Source organism: Pseudomonas sp. GZD-209, assembly GCF_049310485.1.
GTDB lineage: Bacteria > Pseudomonadota > Gammaproteobacteria > Pseudomonadales > Pseudomonadaceae > Aquipseudomonas > Aquipseudomonas sichuanensis.
In genome coordinates this window covers 1-6,254 of sequence record NZ_JBMOWQ010000158.1, presented here as the reverse complement: position 1 = coordinate 6,254, position 6,254 = coordinate 1, and the positions used below count along the sequence as shown (strand labels likewise).

Here is a 6,254-nt window from a genome sequence, read left to right as displayed (position 1 = left end):
GAAGAGTTATAGGGGCAACCCCGCCCCAAAATGGGTGGTGGGTGTGCTGCCCCCCCCCGCGATGGCTTCGCACGGATCAGCGCGAAGCGGCGACGATCAGCGCTTTCATCTCGGCCACGGCGGCCTTGAAGCCGACGAACAGAGCATGGGCCACCAGCGCATGGCCGATGTTCAGCTCGTTGATGCCCTTGATCGCGGCGACGGCTTCGACGTTGTGGTAATGCAGCCCGTGGCCGGCGTTGACGATCAGCCCCTGGCCAATACCGAACGCCACGCCATCGACGATGCGCTTGAGCTCTTCGGCCACTTCGGTCGGCGTCTCGGCATCCGCGTAACGGCCAGTGTGCAGTTCGATTGCTGGTGCACCCACCCGACGCGAGGCCTCAATCTGGCGCTCGTCGGCATCGATGAACAGCGACACTTCGGCGCCGGTGCGCGACAGGCGCTCGACCGCGGCCTTGATCCGCACCTCCTGGCCGGCCACGTCCAGGCCACCTTCGGTGGTCAGCTCCTGGCGGGTCTCCGGGACCAGGCAGATATGCGCCGGGCGGATCTTCTCGGCGAACAGCATCATCTCTTCGGTGACGCCCATCTCGAAGTTCATGCGGGTCTGCAGCACATCCTTGAGCACCAGCACATCGCGCTCCTGGATGTGCCGGCGGTCTTCACGCAGGTGCACGGTGATGCCGTCGGCGCCCGCTTCCTCTGCGTCCAGCGCGGCCTTGACCGGGTCTGGATAGCGGGTGCCCCGGGCCTGGCGCAGGGTCGCCACGTGGTCGATGTTGACGCCGAGAAGCATGCGGTTGCTGTGAGTCACGAAGGGGCACTCCTGAAAGTTGAGGGCCACAGCATACGTGCTGATCAGCGCTTGCGAAACAGTTCCCGGCTGACCAGTGGCTTGGGCCCCAGGTGCACCGCCAGGGCCTGGCGCATCAGGCGCTTGGCGGCGAGCAAGGCGCCGGGGGCGTCCCAGTCGGCCTGGGCCAGGGCCTGCAACTCGATACCCTTGAACAACCCGGGCTGGAACAGCTCGACCCGTTGCAGGCCGGCATCCACCTGCAGGCGATAGAGGCCCTCGGCGACGACCGGGTCGTCATTCACGTCATGTTCCAGCGAGAAGGCGTAACCCAGCTCGTCCAGCAACCGCCATTCGAACGAGCGCAGCAGCGGCTCCAGCGGTCGGCCGGCGGCCAGGGCTTGCAGGGTCAGGGTGTAATGCTCGAACAGCGCTGGCTGCGGTGCCTCGGCGGGCAACAGGCGCATCAGCAGTTCGTTGAGGTAGAGGCCGCTGAACAGCGCATCGCCATGCAGCCAGGCCGCGATGCCGTTGCTGTCCAGGCGCCATACGGTCTTCAGCTCACCACGCCCGCGCAGCTCTACTTCCAGTGGCACGAACGGCCGCACCTGGCTGCCACCCTTGCCCCGCGCACGGCGCAGTACCGCACGCACCCGCCCCTGAGGCGTGAGGAAATCCACCAGGGCGCTGGTTTCCTTGTAGGCGCGGCTGTGCAGCACGTACGCCGGCTGGGGGGTGGGTTGGTCCATCCAAGGATTCTCGATGTCACAAATGACTGTGGGAGCGGCGGTTCGGCGCACCGACTTGCCCTGTGATCGCTATCGCGAGGCAAGTCGGTGCGCCGAACCGCCGCTCCCACAAGAGATACGGGACGCGCCTGACGGTTACAGGTCGCCGTAGCCCAGCGAACGCAGGGCACGTTCGTCGTCGGACCAGCCGCCTTTGACCTTGACCCAGAGGTTGAGCATCACCTTGGCGTCGAACAGCGTTTCCATGTCCTTGCGCGCGTCGGAGCCGATGCGTTTGATGCGCTCGCCCTTGTCGCCGATGATGATCTTCTTCTGGCCGTCACGCTCGACCAGGATCAGCGCATGGATATGCAGCACATGGCCCTGCTGCTTGAATTCCTCGATTTCCACGGTGATCTGGTACGGCAGCTCTGCACCCAACTGGCGCATGATCTTCTCGCGCACCAGCTCAGCGGCCAGGAAGCGGCTGCTGCGGTCGGTGATCTGGTCTTCCGGGAAGAAGTGGTCATTCTCCGGCAGGTGCTTGGCGATCAGCGCTTCCAGCGACTCGAGGTTGTGCCCCTGCTGGGCCGAGATCGGCACGATCTCGGCATTCGGCAGTTGATCTTGCAGCCACTGCAGGTGCGGGATCAGGTCGCCCTTCTCGTCCATGCGGTCGGTCTTGTTGACCGCCAGGATCACCGGGCCGGTCACATACTGAACGCGCTCGAGTACCAGCTGGTCCTCATCGGTCCAGCGGGTGCGGTCAACCACGAAGATCACCACGTCGACATCTTTCAAGGCCGCCGAGGCGTTGCGGTTCATGTAGCGGTTGAGCGCCTTGTCGTTCGCCTTGTGCATGCCTGGGGTGTCGACGTAGATCGCCTGCACATCACCCTCGGTCTTGATGCCGAGCATGTTGTGGCGGGTGGTCTGCGGCTTGCGCGAGGTGATCGCCAGCTTCTGGCCGAGGATGTGGTTGAGCAGCGTCGACTTGCCGACGTTGGGGCGGCCGACGATGGCGACATAGCCGCAGCGGGTCGAAGTGTTCTCAGTCATTGCCATTCTCCACGCCCAGGGCGATCAATGCGGCGGCGGCGGCGACCTGTTCGGCAATACGCCGGCTTACGCCCTGGCCACGGCTTTTCTTGTTCAGCAGGACCACTTCGCATTCGACGAGGAAGGTCCGGCAGTGCGGTTCGCCCTGGATATCCACCACTTCGTAACGTGGCAGCTCGCAGGCACGCGACTGCAGGAACTCCTGCAGGCGGGTCTTGGGGTCTTTGTTGGTGTCGACCAGGGTCAGGCCTTCGAACTCGTCGGTCAGCCAGGCCAGGATGCGCTCGCGCGCAGTCTGCATGTCGGCGTCCTGGTAGATGGCGCCGATCAGCGCTTCGAGGGCGTCGGCGAGGATCGACTCGCGGCGGAAACCGCCGCTCTTGAGCTCGCCAGAGCCCAGGCGCAGGTACTCGCCAAGGTCGAAGCCACGGGCCAGACGGGCCAGGGTTTCACCCTTGACCAGGCGCGCCCGCAGGCGCGACAGCTGGCCTTCCCGGGCCTGCGGGAAGCGCTCGAACAGCGCTTCGCCAACCACGAAGTTGAGAATGGCATCGCCAAGGAATTCCAGGCGCTCGTTGTTGCGCCCGGCATAACTGCGATGGGTCAGGGCCAGCAGCATCTGGTCCTGATCCTTGAAGGTGTAGCCGAGCTTGCGCTCCAGGCGGGCAAGGGAAGCACTCATGGGGCCACCCGTACAATGTTCAACGCGTTGTTCAAATCAACATCCTGAAAGACGGTTTGGCTGTGGTCCGGCATCAAAATGGCGAAACCTCTCACTCCCTGAGAACACAGCCTATGTCAGAAAAGCAATCGGCGCTGTCCGCAGACAGCGCCGTTGATACTTAGTGGATCAGGCCGACCCGCGACAGGTTGGGCAGGTGGCTGAGTTTCGGCTCAGGCCAGCTCATCCAAACGGCGAACGCCTTGCCGACGATGTTCCGGTCAGGGACCATGCCGTGCAGCTCTTTGGGGATGTTCGGATCATCCCAGTAGCGGCTGTCGTTGGAGTTGTCGCGGTTGTCACCCATCATGAAGTAATGCCCGGCCGGCACGGTCCATTGCTGGTCCGGCGGCATGCGGTAGCGGGTCATTTCCTTGCGGATCAGGTGCTCGACTTCACCGAGTTTTTCCTTGTACAGCTCGGCGCTGCCCAAGGTGCCCGGCTCGCTGCCGACCAGTTGTTCGGCGACCGCCTGGCCATTGACGAACAGGCGCTTGTCGTTGGTGTAGCGGATCTGGTCGCCCGGCAGGCCGATCACCCGCTTGATGTAGTTGACGTTCGGGTCGCTGGGGTAGCGGAACACCATGACATCGCCGCGCTGCGGGTCACCGACTTCGATGACCTTCTTGTCGATCACCGGCAGGCGGATGCCGTAGGAGAACTTGTTCACCAGGATGAAGTCGCCCACTTCCAGGGTCGGTTTCATCGAACCCGACGGGATCTGGAACGGCTCAACCAGGAACGAGCGCAGCACCAGCACGATGAACAGCACCGGGAAGAACGACTTGCCGTACTCGACCAGCAACGGCTCCTTGTTCAGGCGTTCGACCACGGCCATTTCTGGCTGGCTGACGCTGCCCTGATAGGTGGCGATCGCCGCGCGCCGGCGCGGGGCCAGGAACAGCAGGTCGATCAGACCCAACAGGCCGCAGACGGCAACGGCGATGACGAGCAACAGCGGGAAATTTAGCGACATAGGACCTAGCTATCCAACCTGAGCACGGCGAGGAAGGCTTCCTGTGGAATTTCCACGTTACCGACCTGTTTCATGCGTTTCTTACCGGCCTTCTGCTTCTCCAGCAGCTTCTTCTTACGGCTCACGTCGCCACCGTAGCACTTGGCCAGTACGTTCTTTCTGAGCGCCTTGACGGTTGTCCGCGCAATGATCTGGCCGCCAATGGCTGCCTGGATCGCCACGTCGAACATCTGCCGAGGGATCAGCTCCTTCATCTTCTCGGTCAACGCACGGCCTTTGTAGGCGGCGTTGTCACGGTGCACGATCAGTGCCAGGGCATCGACCTTGTCACCGTTGATCAGCACGTCCAGCTTGACCAGGTTGGCCGACTGGTAGCGGTCGAAATGATAGTCCAGCGAAGCGTAGCCGCGGCTGGTGGACTTGAGGCGGTCGAAGAAGTCCAGCACCACCTCGTTCATCGGCATGTCGTAACGCACCTGCACCTGGCTGCCGAGGAACTGCATGTCGCGCTGCACGCCACGCTTCTCGATGCACAGGGTGATGACGTTGCCCAGGTGTTCCTGGGGTACCAGGATGGTCGCGGTGACGATCGGCTCGCGGAAGTCGGTGACGGACGACACATCAGGCAGCTTCGACGGGTTGTCGACGATGATGGTTTCGCCGGTCTTGAGCTCGAGCTCGTAGATCACGCTTGGCGCGGTGGTGATCAGGTCCAGGTCGTATTCGCGCTCCAGGCGCTCCTGGATGATCTCCATGTGCAGCATGCCGAGGAAGCCGCAACGGAAGCCGAAGCCCAGGGCGTCGGAGCTTTCCGGCATGTACTGCAGCGACGAGTCGTTCAGGGTCAGCTTCTGCAGCGCGTCGCGGAAGTCTTCGAAATCATCGGAGCTGACCGGGAACAGGCCGGCGTAGACCTGTGGCTGGATTTTCTTGAAGCCTGCCAGCACTTCGACCTCTGGGGTCGAGGACAGGGTCAGGGTGTCACCGACCGGTGCACCGTGGATGTCCTTGATGCTGGCGATGATGAAGCCTACTTCACCGGCTTTGAGGTCAGCGGTCTGGGTGTGCTTCGGCGTGAACACGCCGACGCTGTCGACCAGGTGCACCTTGCCGGTGGACTTGACCAGGATCTTGTCGCCTTTCTTGACGCGGCCCTGGCGCACGCGCACCAACGAGACAACGCCCAGGTAGTTGTCGAACCAGGAGTCGATGATCAGCGCCTGCAGGGGCGCATCGATCTCGCCTACGGGCGCGGGGATGGTCTGCACCAGGCGCTCGAGCACCTCGTCCACGCCCATGCCGCTCTTGGCGCTGCAGGCCACGGCGTCGGTGGCGTCGATGCCGATGATCTTCTCGATCTCGTCCTTGACGCGGTCCGGGTCGGCCTGGGGCAGGTCCATCTTGTTCAGGACCGGCATTACCTCGAGGCCTTGCTCGATGGCGGTGTAGCAGTTGGCAACGGACTGGGCTTCTACGCCCTGGCCAGCATCCACCACCAGCAGCGCGCCTTCACAGGCAGCCAGCGAACGCGAAACTTCATAGGTGAAGTCAACGTGGCCGGGGGTGTCGATGAAGTTCAGCTGGTAGGTTTTGCCGTCCTGCGCCTTGTAGTGCAGGGTGACGCTGTGGGCCTTGATGGTGATCCCGCGCTCGCGCTCCAGGTCCATGGAATCGAGGACCTGGGCCTCCATTTCGCGCGCCGACAGGCCACCGCACATCTGAATGAAACGGTCGGCCAGCGTCGACTTGCCATGGTCGATGTGGGCGATGATGGAGAAATTGCGGATATGACTCAAATCACTCACGGGTCAACACTCGAAAAGGCTGCGAGCCGGACGCCCGCCGAAAAATAGCCGGGAATTGTACCTCAAGCCGGAGGGATATGGGAGATTCCTCTATCGGCCTGCCTACATCCCTTGTGGTAGCGGGCTTGCCCCGCGATGAGGCCTGATCAGGCAATGCAGGTGCCTGATC

6 protein-coding genes are annotated in these 6,254 nt (G+C 63.0%); all 6 read right to left on the bottom strand.

The annotated features are described in order from the left end of the window. Positions 1-76: 76 nt before the first annotated feature. Positions 77-799, bottom strand: coding sequence for a pyridoxine 5'-phosphate synthase (pdxJ, locus tag ACO6VM_RS18490; protein WP_422403619.1), 723 nt, complete (start codon positions 797-799; stop codon positions 77-79). A gap of 62 nt (positions 800-861) precedes the next feature. Beyond that, entirely contained in the window at positions 862-1,545 is a 684-nt protein-coding gene (gene recO / locus ACO6VM_RS18485) for a DNA repair protein RecO (RefSeq protein ID WP_422403618.1), read from the bottom strand. A 135-nt stretch (positions 1,546-1,680) separates the two neighbouring features. After that, a complete protein-coding gene (gene era / locus ACO6VM_RS18480) occupies positions 1,681-2,583 on the bottom strand; it encodes a GTPase Era (RefSeq protein WP_422403617.1) in 903 nt (300 codons plus the stop codon). Then, positions 2,576-3,265, bottom strand: coding sequence for a ribonuclease III (rnc, locus tag ACO6VM_RS18475; protein WP_110993796.1), 690 nt, complete (start codon positions 3,263-3,265; stop codon positions 2,576-2,578). The genes era and rnc overlap by 8 nt, the downstream gene beginning before the upstream one ends. A gap of 160 nt (positions 3,266-3,425) precedes the next feature. Continuing rightward, positions 3,426-4,280 carry a signal peptidase I gene (gene lepB / locus ACO6VM_RS18470; RefSeq protein WP_153788757.1) on the bottom strand — a complete coding sequence of 285 codons (855 nt, stop codon included), beginning with the start codon at positions 4,278-4,280 and terminating at the stop codon, positions 3,426-3,428. Positions 4,281-4,285: 5 nt separating this feature from the next. After that, positions 4,286-6,085, bottom strand: coding sequence for a translation elongation factor 4 (lepA, locus tag ACO6VM_RS18465; protein WP_422403616.1), 1,800 nt, complete (start codon positions 6,083-6,085; stop codon positions 4,286-4,288). Positions 6,086-6,254 lie beyond the last annotated feature (169 nt).

What these genes read in the sequence shown, in the direction of transcription:
- recO (WP_422403618.1), bottom strand. Translation starts at nt 1,545, where the DNA reads ATGGACCAACCCACCCCCCAGCCGGCGTACGTGCTGCACAGCCGCGCC.
- rnc (WP_110993796.1), bottom strand. Translation starts at nt 3,265, where the DNA reads ATGAGTGCTTCCCTTGCCCGCCTGGAGCGCAAGCTCGGCTACACCTTC.
- lepB (WP_153788757.1), bottom strand. Translation starts at nt 4,280, where the DNA reads ATGTCGCTAAATTTCCCGCTGTTGCTCGTCATCGCCGTTGCCGTCTGC.
- era (WP_422403617.1), bottom strand. Translation starts at nt 2,583, where the DNA reads ATGACTGAGAACACTTCGACCCGCTGCGGCTATGTCGCCATCGTCGGC.
- pdxJ (WP_422403619.1), bottom strand. Translation starts at nt 799, where the DNA reads ATGCTTCTCGGCGTCAACATCGACCACGTGGCGACCCTGCGCCAGGCC.